Below are 12,931 nucleotides of genomic sequence, written 5' to 3'. Positions count from 1 at the left end.
CCGAGCGGATCCGCTTCGACGGAAGCGGATCGTGGAGAGCCGTGACCGTGGCCCGCGTCCTGTCGGCCGCCGGGGCTAATGTCGAAAAGCGATGGCACACGACGCGCGTTCCCCCGGTTGGATCCGTCGGCTGGGCGCGGAGGCCTGGCAGCACCGCCGCGTCGCGCTCGGCGCACTGACCGTCACCGTCGTCGCCGCACTGATCGACATCACCTTCCCGCTGCTGACCAAGCTGGCACTCGACAGCGCCACCCACCCGGAGGGGCACGACCTGCAGCTGATCGGTCTGGCGGCGGCGGCGATCGCGGGGGGCGCGGTGGTGCGGTTCGGGTGCCAGTACGGCCGGCGGATGCTCGCCGGCCGGCTCTCCCTCGACGTGCAGCACGACCTGCGGCTCGGTCTGCTCGCCTCTCTGCAGCGGCTCGACGGACGCGGCCAGGACCAGATCCGCACCGGGCAGGTGGTGTCGCGCTCCATCACCGACCTGCAACTCGTCCAGGGTCTGCTCGCGATGGTCCCCATGTCGGCGGGGGCGCTGCTGCAGTTCGTCCTGGCACTCGTGATCATGGCGGTGCTCTCCCCGCTGCTGACCCTGGTCGCCCTCGTCACCGTGCCGGTGATCGCCGGGGTGGTGGCCCTCGTCCGGCCCAAGCTGTTCGCGGCGACGTGGTCGGCGCAGCAACGCGCCGCCGACCTGGCCCAGCACGTGGAGGAGACCGTCACCGGGGTGCGGGTGGTCAAGGGGTTCGGGCAGGAGGGCCGCGCCGTCGACCAGCTCGAACAGCACGGTCGCGCCCTCTACGCCGAGCGCATGCGCGCCGCCCGGATCAACGCCGCGTTCGCCGCCCCGATGGGGGCCATCCCGCAGCTCGGGCTCGTCGCCGTGATCGCGCTCGGCGGCTGGCTGGCCCTGCAGGGCACCGTCACCGTCGGCACGTTCCTCGCGTTCGCCGCCTACCTGGCGACGATGACGGCGACCACCCGCACGCTGTCGTCGGTGGTGATCATGGCGCAGCTCTCCCGGGCGGCGGTCGAGCGGGTGTACGAGGTGATCGACACCGAACCCGACGTCGCCGACCCGCCGCACCCGGTGCCGTTGCCGGAGGGACCGCTCGGGCTGGTCCTCGATTCGGTGACCTTCGGCTTCGAGCCCGGCCGGCCCGTCCTCGACGGTCTCGATCTCGAACTGGCGCCGGGCGAGACCGTCGCCGTGGTCGGCGCCGCCGGCTCCGGCAAGACCGCGCTGTCGCTGCTGCTGCCCCGGTTCTATGCCCCCGAGTCCGGGACGGTGTACGTCACCGCCGCCGACGGCGAACGAATCGACGTCGGGGCCCTGCGTGCCGAGCAGTTGCGCGAGGCGGTGAGCCTGGTGTTCGACGAGCCGTTCCTGTTCTCGGACACGATCGCCGCGAACATCGCGCTCGGCCGGCCCGAGGCGAGCGCCGAGGAGATCCGCGCCGCCGCGCGGGCCGCGTGCGCGGACGAGTTCGTCGAGGCGCTCCCCGAGGGGTACGACACCGTGGTCGGCGAGCGGGGGCTGACGCTCTCCGGTGGGCAGCGGCAGCGGGTCGCGCTGGCCCGTGCGTTGCTGCTCGATCCTCGGGTGCTGATTCTCGACGACGCGACCTCGGCCGTGGACGCGGAGACGGAGGCCGCGATCTTCGCGGCGCTGCGGGCACGCCCGAAGCGCACCACGCTGATCCTCGCGCACCGGCGGTCCACGCTCTCCCTCGCCGACCGGGTCGCGGTGCTCGACGGCGGCCGCGTGGCCGACTCCGGAACGGTCCACGAACTCGAGACGCGCAATGCCCTGTTCCGGGCCCTGCTCACTGGCGACGAGGACGAGGCGCCCGAGCCGGAGCGCACCGACGGGCACGCCCTCGGCGCGTTGTGGCCGGAGGCGGCGCCCGGCTCCGATCCGGTCGTGGTGCGGGCGGCCGCACCGCAGGGGGGCCCGGGCGGTGGCGGCCGCGGCGGCGGTCCGATGAGCGGCGCCCTCGGGTCGGTCGCCCCGACGCCGGCGCTGCGCCGGGCGGTCGAGGCGTTGCCCCCGGCCACCGAGCGACCGGGGCTGGACACGGCACAGCTGCGGCGCCCCGACCCCGAGTTCCGCCTCTCCCGGACGCTGCGGCCGGTGCGGTGGCTGCTGGCGGCGGTGGTGTTGTGCCTGGCGGTCGAGTCGCTGACGTCGATCGCGTTCCCGTCGATCGTGCGCTACGCCGTCGACCGGGGCGTCACGCCGGGCGAACCCGGCCCGTTGTGGGCGGCCACCGCCGTGGGTGCCGCGCTGGCGCTGCTGGCGTGGCTGGTAGTGGCGCTGCTCACCGTGCTCACCGCGCGTGCCGGTGAGCGGGTGCTGTTCGGGTTGCGGGTGCGCAGCTATGCGCACCTGCAGCGGCTGGGGCTGGACTACTACGAGCGGGAACTGTCCGGCCGCATCATGACCCGGATGACCACCGACGTCGACGCACTCTCGTCGTTCATCCAGACCGGGTTGTCCACGGCGGTCGTGAGCGTGCTGACGCTGGCCGGGATCTCCGTCGCCCTGCTGGCCACCGACCTCACCCTGGGGCTGGTGGCGCTGGCGGTGGTGCCGCCGCTGCTCGCGGCGACACTGTGGTTCCGGCGGGTCTCGTCCACGGCCTACTCGGTCTCCCGTGAACGCATCTCGCTGGTCAATGCGGACTTCCAGGAGAACATCACCGGGTTGCGGGCAGCCCAGGCATACCGCCGCGAGGAATTCGCGGCCCGCCGGTTCGCCGAACGCGCCGATGCGTACCGGCGCAGCCGGATGCGCTCCCAGCGGGCCATCTCGCTGTACTTCCCGTTCATCGCGCTGCTGTCCGACCTCGCGCTGGCCGCGGTGGTGTTCGTCGGGGCCCGGGAGGTGGCGTCGGGCGCGACGACCGCGGGCGTGCTCGTCGCATTCGTGCTCTACCTCGGTCTGTTGTTCGGTCCCATCCAGCAGTTGTCGCAGGTGTTCGACAGCTATCAGCAGGCCCGGGTGGGACTGCGCCGGATCGGTGACCTGCTGCGGACCGAGAGTTCCCTCGAGACGGGCGGCACCGGCACGGTGCCGATCCCGGGACATCTGCGCGGCGACGTACGGCTCGAGCAGGTCGGGTTCCGCTACGCGGGTGCCGACGCGGACGCGCTCACCGGCGTGGACCTGCACTTACCGGCCGGTTCGACGGTGGCACTGGTCGGACGCACGGGGGCCGGCAAGTCCACGATCGTCAAACTGCTGGCCCGGTTCTACGATCCGACGTCCGGTTCGGTGCGCGTGGACGACGTCGACCTGCGCGGCTACCGACTGCCCGAGTACCGGGCCCGGCTCGGCGTCGTCCCGCAGGAAGCGCATCTGTTCACCGGCACCGTCGCGAGCAACATCGCCTACGGGCGGCCCGACGCGGAGCGCACGGCGATCGAGGCGGCGGCCCGCGCAGTGGGGGCGCTCGACATGATCGCCGGTCTGCCGGGCGGCATGCTGCATCCCGTCGGCGAGCGGGGGCAAGGCCTGTCCGCCGGGCAACGTCAGCTCGTCGCGCTGGCCCGGGCCGAACTCGTCGATCCGGACCTGCTGCTGCTCGACGAGGCCACCGCGACTCTCGACCCGGGCACCGAACGCGCGGTGCTCGCGGCGGGCGAGTCGGTGACCCGCAGCCGCACCGCCGTGGTGGTGGCCCACCGATTGGCGACCGCGGCCCGCTCCGACCTGATCGTGGTGGTCGACGGCGGGCGCATCGTGGAGACCGGATCGCACGACGCGCTGCGTCACGCCGGAGGCGTGTACACGACCCTCTGTGATGCGGCCCAAATGCGGGCAGGGAATAATCGGCTGTCGAGAACCGTCGTCGATGGGGACCCCGTCGACTCAGAGATTGTGAGGTAGGTCTCGACCGTGGCAGAGCTTTTTTGTTCGTCACAGTCGCGGGCTAGCCTCATATACATAGGCACTCCGATCGGGTACCGAAGAAAGAAACGAGGCGAACAACTGCCGTGAGCAGCAGCTCTACTTCCCAGTTCGGACAGAACCAGTGGTTGGTTGACGAGATGTACCAGCGGTTCCAGGACGATCCGTCGTCCGTGGACGCCAGCTGGCACGAATTCTTGACGGACTACTCCCCGGAGGCGGCGGTCGCAGGTGGCGCGAACGGTGCCACGCAGACCCAGCGTCCGGCGCAGAGTTCCGCTCCGACCTCCACCGAATCCACTCCCGCCTCGAAGGCCGCCCCGGCCGAGACTCCGCCGAAGGCCACCCCCGCCCCGGCGAAGTCCGACACCGCCCCGGCGAAGTCCGACACCGCCCCGGCGAAGGCCGGCACCGCCCCGGCGAAGGCCGCTCCGAAGCCGGCCGAGCCCGCCGCCAAGCCGGCGGCCGCGAAGCCGGCCCCCGCGAAGCCCGCCGCCAAGCCGGCCCCCGCGAAGCCCGCCGCTTCGGCTACCCAGGAAGAGTCCAAGGTTCTCCGTGGCGCTGCTGCTGCCGTCGCGAAGAACATGAACGCCTCGCTTTCGATCCCGACCGCCACCAGTGTGCGCGCCATCCCTGCGAAGCTGATGGTCGACAACCGGATCGTCATCAACAACCACCTCGCCCGTACCCGCGGCGGCAAGGTGTCGTTCACCCACCTGCTCGGCTACGCCATCGTGCAGGCGGTGAAGGCGTTCCCGAACATGAACCGCCACTTCGCCGAGATCGACGGCAAGCCGAACGCGGTCACCCCCGCGCACACCAACCTCGGGCTGGCCATCGACCTGGCCGGCAAGGACGGCAACCGTTCGCTCGTCGTCGCCGCGATCAAGAACTGCGAGTCGATGAACTTCGCGCAGTTCTATTCCGCGTACGAGGACATCGTCCGTCGTGCGCGCGACGGCAAGCTCACCGCCGAGGACTTCTCCGGGGTCACCATCTCGCTGACCAACCCGGGCGGCATCGGCACCGTGCACTCGGTGCCCCGCCTGATGCCGGGCCAGGGCGCCATCATCGGCGCCGGCGCGATGGAGTACCCGGCCGAGTTCCAGGGTGCCTCCGACGAGCGCATCGCCGAGCTCGGCGTCGGCAAGCTCATGACGTTGACCTCCACGTACGATCACCGCATCATCCAGGGCGCGGAGTCCGGCGACTTCCTGCGGACCGTCCACAACCTGCTCATCAGCGACGATTTCTACGACGAGATCTTCCACACGCTGCACATCCCCTACGAGCCGGTCCGCTGGCGCAAGGACGTGCCGGAAGGCGCCGTCGACAAGAGCACCCGCGTCCTCGAGCTGATCGCCGCCTACCGCAGCCGCGGCCACCTGATGGCCGACACGGATCCGCTGCAGTTCGTCAAGGACAAGTTCCGGTCGCACCCGGACCTCGACGTCACCACCCACGACCTGACCCTCTGGGACCTCGACCGGGAGTTCAACGTCGGCGGCTTCCACGGGCAGCAGCGCATGAAGCTGCGCGACGTGCTGTCGGTGCTGCGGGACGCCTACTGCCGCCACGTCGGCGTGGAGTACACCCACATCCTCGACCCCGAGCAGCAGCAGTGGCTGCAGGAGCGCGTCGAGGCGCACCACGTCAAGCCGACCGTGGCACAGCAGAAGTACATCCTCAGCCGCCTCAACGCCGCCGAGGCGTTCGAGACGTTCCTGCAGACCAAGTACGTCGGCCAGAAGCGGTTCTCGCTCGAGGGCGCCGAGTCGGTCATCCCGATGATGGACGCGATCATCGACCAGGCCGCCGAGCACGAGCTCGACGAGGTCGCCATCGCGATGCCGCACCGCGGCCGCCTGAACGTGCTGGCCAACATCGTCGGCAAGCCGTACTCGAAGATCTTCACCGAGTTCGAGGGCAACCTGAACCCGGCCGCTGCCCACGGATCCGGCGACGTGAAGTACCACCTCGGCGCCGAGGGCAACTACATCCAGATGTTCGGCGACAACGACATCAACGTCTCGCTCACGGCGAACCCGTCGCATCTCGAGGCCGTCAACCCGGTCCTCGAGGGCCTCGTGCGCGCCAAGCAGGACATCCTGGACAAGGGCGAGGGTGGCTTCACCGTCATGCCGCTGCTGCTGCACGGTGACGCGGCGTTCGCCGGCCAGGGTGTCGTGGCCGAGACCCTCAACCTCGCGCTGCTACGGGGCTACCGCACCGGCGGCACCGTGCACATCGTCGTCAACAACCAGGTCGGCTTCACCACGGCCCCCGAGCACTCGCGGTCGTCGGAGTACTGCACCGACGTCGCGAAGATGATCGGCGCGCCGATCTTCCACGTCAACGGCGACGACCCGGAGGCGTGCGTGTGGGTGGCCCGCCTCGCCGTGGACTTCCGCGAGAAGTTCAACAAGGACGTCGTCATCGACATGATCTGCTACCGCCGTCGCGGCCACAACGAGGGCGACGACCCGTCGATGACGCAGCCGGCGATGTACGACGTGATCGACACCAAGCGCAGCGTCCGCAAGAGCTACACCGAGTCCCTCATCGGTCGTGGCGACATCTCGCTCAAAGAGGCCGAGGACGCGCTGCGCGACTACCAGGGCCAGCTCGAACGGGTCTTCAACGAGGTCCGCGAGCTCGAAAAGTTCAAGCCGGAGCCGTCCGAGTCGGTCGAGCTCGACCAGACGCCGCCGGCGAAGCTGACCACCGCGGTCGACAAGTCGGTGCTCGAGCGGATCGGCGACGCGTTCGTCAACGTCCCCGAGGGCTTCTCCGTGCATCCGCGCGTCAAGCCAGTCATCGAGAAGCGTCGCGAGATGTCCCGTGAGGGCCACATCGACTGGGCGTACGCCGAGCTGCTCGCGTTCGGTTCGCTGGTCGAGCAGGGCGCGCTGGTGCGTCTGGCCGGCCAGGACTCGCGCCGCGGCACGTTCACCCAGCGTCACGCGGTGCTCATCGACCGCAAGACCGGCGCCGAGTACACCCCCCTGCAGCAGGTCGCGGCCGAGGGCGGCAAGGGCGGCAAGTTCATGGTGTACGACTCGGCGCTCACCGAGTTCGCGGGCCTGGGCTTCGAGTACGGCTACTCCGTGGGCAACCCCGAGGCGCTGGTGCTGTGGGAGGCGCAGTTCGGCGACTTCGTCAACGGCGCGCAGTCCATCATCGACGAGTTCATCTCCTCCGGCGAAGCCAAGTGGGGCCAGCTCTCCGACGTGGTGCTGCTGCTGCCGCACGGCCACGAGGGCCAGGGCCCGGACCACACCTCGGGCCGCATCGAGCGGTTCCTGCAGCTGTGTGCGGAGGGTTCGATGACGGTGGCCATGCCGTCCACCCCGGCAAGCTACTTCCACCTGCTGCGCCGGCATCACCTCGACGGGATCCGCCGTCCGCTGGTGGTGTTCACGCCGAAGTCGATGCTGCGCAACAAGGCCGCGGTCAGCAACCTCGAGGACTTCACCAACGGTAAGTTCCGCTCGGTGTTCGAGGAGCCGATGTACGAGAGCGACGGCGGCGACCGCGAGAAGGTCACCCGCGTTCTGCTGACCTCCGGCAAGCTCTACTGGGAGCTGAAGGCCAAGAAGGACAAGGAGAAGCGGGACGACGTCGCGATCCTGCGGATCGAGCAGCTGTACCCGGTGCCGCGCCGCCGTATCGCCGAGGCACTCGACCGGTACCCGAACGCGCACGAGTTCTTCTGGGTGCAGGAGGAGCCGGCCAACCAGGGCGCGTGGCCGTTCCTGGGCCTGGCGCTGCCGGAGATGCTGCCCGAGAAGCTGTCGGGCATCAAGCGGGCGTCGCGCCGCGCGATGTCGGCGCCGTCGTCGGGGTCGAGCAAGGTGCACGCTGTCGAGCAGCAGGAGATCCTGGAGAAGGCGTTCGGTCAGTAGGTCACCGGCGGTACCCCGCGGTTCTCACACGAGCCGGGTCGCGCCTGCCCTTCGGGGCAGCCGGCCCGGCTCGCGCCGTTTCCTACGATCCAGCGACGTGACCGAATGTCACATCCGGTCGATCGAATCGACTAAATGTCACATTCGGCCCGCCGGCAGCCAGGGCGAGCGCCGGCAGAGCCGCGACGGCCAGGTCCACGAACTCCTCGCGGGTGAGCTGCGGGTCCCGCAGCCAGGCGATCGTGGTGTCCTCGACGAACGCGATCCAGCCGCGCACCGCCAGGGTTACGGCGGGGCCGGCGTCGATGCCGATGCGGTGCAGGTGCGCGACGGTACGTTCGACCATCGCGGTGCGGGTGTCCTCGAAGACCTGTCGCATGTCCGGATCCCCGCTCGCGGTGCCGCGCAGCATCGACAGGTAGGTGTCGCGGTGGTCGGTGACGTAGTCGACGTACGCGACGATCGTGCCGCGCAGCATGTCCATCGGTTCGAGGCTGTCGTCGGGTGCGGTGCGCTCGAGCATGTCGCGGCTGGTGTGCCGGACGAGTTCGACGTGGAAGTCGTGCTTGGACGCGAAGTAGTGGAACAGCAGCCCGCGCGACACCCCGGCCTGATCGGCGATCTCCTCCACGGAGATCTGCTCGAGCGGCCGTTCGGCGAGCAGCTGGACGCCGAGGTCGACGAGCTGGGCTCGGCGCTCGGCAGGACTGAGCCTGGTGCGCTTGACGATGTTGCCCTTCACAGGTGCCATGCAAACATTCTTGTTGAATCGTAGTCAACAGCTATTGACCCCCACTCAGTATGGCCCTACGCTCATTTACATGAGTCTTCCGGTAACAGACACCATCGCCACCGATGCGCACCCGCGTCAGGTCGACACGCTGATCATCGGCAGCGGGTTCGCCGGACTCGGCGCCGCCGTCCGACTGACGCAGGCCGGCAAGGACTTCGTGGTCCTCGAACGCGGCTCGGAGGTCGGCGGCACCTGGCGCGACAACACGTACCCGGGCGCCGCGTGCGACGTTCCCTCCAATCTGTACTCCTACTCGTTCGCCCTGAACCCGGGCTGGACGCGGTCCTTCTCGCCTCAGCCCGAGATCCAGGCCTACATCGCCTCGATCGCCGACAAGTACGACGTGCGCCGCCGCACCGTCTTCGGCTGCGACGTGCAGACCGTCCGCTGGAACGACGCCACCCACCGGTGGGACGTGCAGACCACCAAGGGCGCGTTCGAGGCCCGGATCGTCGTCTCCGCCGTCGGCGCGCTGTGCGAACCGGCGCTGCCCGACATCGAGGGCATCGACCGGTTCCGGGGCGAGATCTTCCACTCCGCCCGGTGGAACCACGACGCGGACCTCACCGGCAAGCGCGTCGCCGTGATCGGCACCGGCGCCTCCTCGATCCAGATCGTGCCCGCCATCGCCGGCAAGGTCGCCCACCTCGACGTCTACCAGCGCACCGCGCCATGGGTGCTGCCGCGCGCCGACCGCGAGTACACCCCCGTCGAGCGGCTCGCGTTCCGCCACCTGCCCGGATTCCAGCGCCTGTCCCGCGCCCTGCAGTACCTCACCCGCGAGACACAGGTCGTCGGCCTCGCCAAGGCACCGGCGTTCATGAAGCCGCTCGAGCTCGCCGCCCGCACGCACATCCGCCGCCAGATCGCCGACCCCGAGCTGCGCCGCAAGGTCACCCCGGACTTCCAGATCGGCTGCAAGCGGATGCTCATCTCCAACAACTACTACCCCGCGCTGGCCCGCCCGAACGTCGACCTGGTCACCGACGGCATCGCGGAGGTCACCGCGGACGGCATCGTCACCCGCGACGGCACCACCCGGCAGGTCGACGCCATCGTCGTCGCGACCGGTTTCCACGTCACCGACTCGCCCACCTTCGCCGGCATCTTCGGCAAGGACGGCCGCAGTCTCGCCGACGTCTTCGACGCCACCGGCATGCAGGGCTACAAGGGTGCCGCGGTCGCCGGGTTCCCCAACATGTTCTTCCTCGTGGGACCGAACACCGGCCTGGGCCACACTTCGATGGTGTACATGATCGAATCCCAGCTGAACTACGTCGTGGACGCGATCGAGACCATCGACCGCCATCGGATCGGCACCGTCGAGGTGCGCGCCGAGGTGCAGGACGACTACAACCGCAACCTGCAGGACGCCCTGAAGCGCAGCGTGTGGAACAACGGCGGCTGCGCGAGCTGGTACCTCGACAAGCACGGCAACAACACCACCCTGTGGCCGAGCTTTACGTTCGAGTTCCGCCGTATCACCCGGCATTTCGATCTGGATGCCTACCGCAGCGTCGCTGCGGCAGATCTCCCCCCGGTCCCGGCGCAGACGCCGGCGGCCGTTCGTGACACCGATGAGACCGACGCCCGGAAGGTGGCAGCACAGTGAGCGAGTTCGCAGGAAAGGTAGCTGTCATCACCGGCGCCGGATCGGGCATCGGCCGCGCTCTGGCGCTCGAGCTCGCCCGGCGCGGCGCCCGGCTGGCCCTGTCCGACGTCGACACCGTCGGGCTGGAGGAAACCGCGCGCCGGGCCCGCGATCTCGGCGCCGAGGTCAAGGCCGACCACCTCGACGTCACGCAGCGCGAGGCGGTGCTCGACTACGCCGACGCCGTCGCCGCCCACTTCGGCCAGGTCAACCAGATCTACAACAACGCCGGCATCGCCTACCACGGAGAGTTCGAGCGCTCGGAGTTCAAGGACATCGAGCGGATCATGGACGTCGACTTCTGGGGCGTGGTCAACGGCACCAAGGCGTTCCTGCCCCACGTCGTCGCGTCCGGCGACGGACACATCGTCAACGTCTCGAGCCTGTTCGGGCTGCTGTCCATCCCCGGTCAGAGCGCCTACAACTCCGCGAAGTTCGCCGTCCGCGGCTTCACCGAGTCCCTGCGCCAGGAAATGCTGATCGCCGGGCACCCCGTCAAGGTCAGCTGTGTCCATCCCGGCGGCATCAAGACCGCGATCGCCCGCAATGCGGCCGTCCCGGCGGGCGACGACCAGGAGTCCTTCGCCCAGTTCTTCGACCGCAAGCTGGCGCGCACCAGCCCGGAGGACGCGGCCCGCACCATCGTCGAGGGGGTGCGCAAGGGCCGGCCCCGGATACTCGTGGGCGCCGACGCGAAGGTCCTCGACGCCTGGGTACGCGCGGTGGGCCCGTCCTACCAGCGTGTCGTCGCATTCGTCAGTGGCCGCTTCGTGCCCAGGGGCTAGGGTCGCGGTCATGCCACAGCTCCCCCTGCCCGTCGTGCGGGCCGCGTTGCGTCCGGCGTACCGGCTGGCCCTCAACGCCCGGTTGCCGTACTCCGCCCAGCGACGGCTGCTCGAGCTGGTCGCCCCGATCCAGACCCTGCCCGAGGGCACGGTGGTCCGGCAGGTCACGCTCGCGGGCCGGCCGGCCGAACGCGTCACCGTCGGCGCCACCGAACGTCCCACCGCGGTGCTGTACCTGCACGGCGGCGCGTACACGGTGGGCTCCCCCGCCACGCACCGGTCCCTGGCCGCGCACCTGGCCGCGGCCTCGGGTTCGGCGGTCTACGTGCTCGACTACCGGCTGGCTCCCGAGCACCCCTACCCCGCCGCCCTGGACGACGCGGTCGGTGCGTACCTCGAGCTGGTGACCGAGCACGGCGTGACCCCGGGGACCGCCCCGATCGCCGGGGATTCGGCCGGGGGCGGGCTGGCGGTCGCGACGGCGCGACGGCTGATCGACCGGCACGGGGTCCGTCCCGCCGCCCTGGGTCTGATCGCACCGTTGGCCGACCCCGGCTCGCGCGACTTCCCGTTCGACCGGGACACGGTCCTCAACGCCGCCTGGATCTCGGCCTCGGCCCGCGCGTATCTCGGCGGGCACGACGCCGCCGACCCCGGCTACGCGCCCCTGCGGGGAGACCTGAACGGGCTGCCGCCGACGCTGATCCATGTCGGCACCGGCGAGATGCTGTACCCGCAGGTCACCGAGTTCGCCCGCAAGCTCCGCGACGCGGGTGTGGAGGTGACGGTCACCGAGCAGCGCGATCTGTGGCACGTGGCCCATCTGCAGGCCGCGCTGGTGGGTCAGGCCGCCGACGCGGTGGCACAGCTGGGCGGGTTCCTGCGTTCACACGTGCTCGGTGAGCCAGGCCTGCGCGACGACCGCTGAGTCCTCGCCGCCGTCGATCCGGCCGAGCATCTCGGCCAGGTCGGCGGTGGTGAGCTCGCCCGCGACGAGGCTCAGAGCCTCGAGCTGACGTTCCCCCAGGACGTGTTCGCGGAACACGGGGACGACGTTCTGGGCAGCGAACACCGGTGGCTCCGTGGCAGTTGCGTCCTCCGGATCCGTCCCGGGCGCGCGGTCCGGTGCGTCCTCGAGCGCGACCCCCGAGGTGTCGCGCGCGACGACCGAGGTGGTGGTCAGCGCGGCCGCGCTCGCACCCTGCGTGGCCGCGTGCAGCGCCACGTCGTCGTCGCCGGACTCGACACGGCCCGGGACGCAACCTCTTTCGGCCAGGTCCCGCAGGCCGTCGTTCACCTCGAACCCGCCGGACACCGTCACGGTCAGTTCGCCGCACCGGCCGAGAATTCCGGCCACTTCGGTGGTGCCGAGCCGCTCCGCGGTGGCATCGGACACGAGGAGCATCGAACGATCCTGGGCGGCAGCATAATCCGTGATCGCCAGGTCGTCGGGCAGGGAACGGGCGAGGGCCTCGAACACGTCCTCGGCGTCCGTGTCCGGGGCAGCCGGAGCGAAGTACCGCAGCAACCGGCCGGTGTAGTCCGGCACGAGGGTCACCTCGGCCGCGTCCAGCGCCGCCAGGTATCCGGCCCGGTCACCGAGCCCGGTTCGCAGTTCGGTACGGGTTCCGCTTCCGGCCAGGGCGCCGGCGTAGATGCGGGCCAGCAGCTCGCTCGCGACGTCGTCCCCGGATCCGACGACCACCGTGGCGGCATCCGCCGACTCGTCGAGAACCGACGGGCCGCACCCGGTCAGCACCGCGACGGCGACCGTCAGCCCGGCCGCCGTCCGTCCGAATCCCCCGCCGCGCCGTCTCCTCACGTTCCACACGTTGCCCATCCTCGCGCATCCCCGGAAAGCCGAACGCCCCGGCCGGAACCTGG

At 70.3% G+C, this 12,931-nt stretch carries 7 protein-coding genes; 5 read left to right on the top strand and 2 right to left on the bottom strand.

The window, feature by feature from the left end; genetic code table 11:
* Positions 1-91: 91 nt before the first annotated feature.
* Positions 92-3,892 (top strand): ABC transporter ATP-binding protein, encoded by a 3,801-nt coding sequence (locus ACWPQI_RS07375; protein ID WP_010592416.1) that lies wholly within the window; start codon positions 92-94, stop codon positions 3,890-3,892.
* A 107-nt stretch (positions 3,893-3,999) separates the two neighbouring features.
* Complete coding sequence (locus ACWPQI_RS07370; RefSeq protein ID WP_072786284.1) at positions 4,000-7,818, top strand: multifunctional oxoglutarate decarboxylase/oxoglutarate dehydrogenase thiamine pyrophosphate-binding subunit/dihydrolipoyllysine-residue succinyltransferase subunit; 3,819 nt, start codon at positions 4,000-4,002, stop codon at positions 7,816-7,818.
* A gap of 82 nt (positions 7,819-7,900) precedes the next feature.
* Here ACWPQI_RS07370 and ACWPQI_RS07365 read toward each other — a convergent pair whose 3' ends face one another.
* Positions 7,901-8,569, bottom strand: a complete 669-nt coding sequence (locus ACWPQI_RS07365) for a TetR/AcrR family transcriptional regulator (RefSeq protein WP_450151742.1) — start codon at positions 8,567-8,569, stop codon at positions 7,901-7,903.
* Between the two features lie 70 nt (positions 8,570-8,639).
* Here ACWPQI_RS07365 and ACWPQI_RS07360 point away from each other — a divergent pair, with 70 nt between their 5' ends.
* The 3 genes from ACWPQI_RS07360 to ACWPQI_RS07350 are packed head-to-tail and all read left to right on the top strand — an operon-like array spanning position 8,640 to position 11,975.
* Positions 8,640-10,223 (top strand): flavin-containing monooxygenase, encoded by a 1,584-nt coding sequence (locus ACWPQI_RS07360; RefSeq protein WP_017681985.1) that lies wholly within the window; start codon positions 8,640-8,642, stop codon positions 10,221-10,223.
* On the top strand, positions 10,220-11,047 hold the full coding sequence (locus ACWPQI_RS07355) for an SDR family NAD(P)-dependent oxidoreductase (protein ID WP_010592420.1): 828 nt from the start codon (positions 10,220-10,222) through the stop codon (positions 11,045-11,047). Before ACWPQI_RS07360 ends, ACWPQI_RS07355 begins: the two co-directional genes overlap by 4 nt.
* 10 nt (positions 11,048-11,057) lie before the next feature.
* On the top strand, positions 11,058-11,975 hold the full coding sequence (locus ACWPQI_RS07350; protein ID WP_010592421.1) for an alpha/beta hydrolase: 918 nt from the start codon (positions 11,058-11,060) through the stop codon (positions 11,973-11,975).
* Here the strand turns inward: ACWPQI_RS07350 and ACWPQI_RS07345 are convergent.
* Entirely contained in the window at positions 11,934-12,869 is a 936-nt protein-coding gene (locus ACWPQI_RS07345) for a glycine betaine ABC transporter substrate-binding protein (protein ID WP_228287171.1), read from the bottom strand. The genes ACWPQI_RS07350 and ACWPQI_RS07345 overlap by 42 nt on opposite strands.
* Between the last annotated feature and the right edge of the window lie 62 nt (positions 12,870-12,931).

Source organism: Rhodococcus sp. LMD (assembly GCF_056108245.1).
This window is presented reverse-complemented; position numbering and strand designations above follow the sequence as displayed.

Excerpts from the sequence above, each read along its gene's own strand:
- ACWPQI_RS07375 (WP_010592416.1), top strand. The coding sequence starts at position 92 with ATGGCACACGACGCGCGTTCCCCCGGTTGGATCCGTCGGCTGGGCGCG.
- ACWPQI_RS07365 (WP_450151742.1), bottom strand. The coding sequence starts at position 8,569 with ATGGCACCTGTGAAGGGCAACATCGTCAAGCGCACCAGGCTCAGTCCT.
- ACWPQI_RS07360 (WP_017681985.1), top strand. The coding sequence starts at position 8,640 with ATGAGTCTTCCGGTAACAGACACCATCGCCACCGATGCGCACCCGCGT.
- ACWPQI_RS07350 (WP_010592421.1), top strand. The coding sequence starts at position 11,058 with ATGCCACAGCTCCCCCTGCCCGTCGTGCGGGCCGCGTTGCGTCCGGCG.